The following is a 257-nucleotide window of genomic DNA, read 5'->3' as shown; positions in this document are numbered from 1 at the left end:
CCGCTGAGGGTGCTGCCATCGGCGCTGATCAGTGGATTCTGCACGGCGGCCGGCGGGGTGCCGTCGATGGTGATCACGCCAGTGGAAGTCGAGGCGTTGCCATTGGCGTCGGTCAGAGTGACCTGCAGGGTTTCGCCGGTGTTCTGCGCGTTGGGCAGGGTGACCTGGAAGTTGCCGCTCTGATCGACTACGCCGGTGGCCAAAACATTGCCGGCGGCATCGCGCACGGTCACGGTGCTGCCGGCTTCGCCCTGGCC

Annotated in this window: 1 protein-coding gene; it reads right to left on the bottom strand. The window is 66.9% G+C overall.

Annotation, left to right across the window (positions count from 1 at the left end; all coding sequences use genetic code 11):
• The coding region (locus AAEY83_RS16635; protein ID WP_351060852.1) for an Ig-like domain-containing protein at window positions 1–257 on the bottom strand (257 nt) is incomplete at both ends.

The organism is Psychrobacter sp. TB20-MNA-CIBAN-0197, from assembly GCF_040309765.1.
Taxonomy (GTDB): domain Bacteria; phylum Pseudomonadota; class Gammaproteobacteria; order Pseudomonadales; family Moraxellaceae; genus Psychrobacter; species Psychrobacter submarinus.
This window is presented reverse-complemented; position numbering and strand designations above follow the sequence as displayed.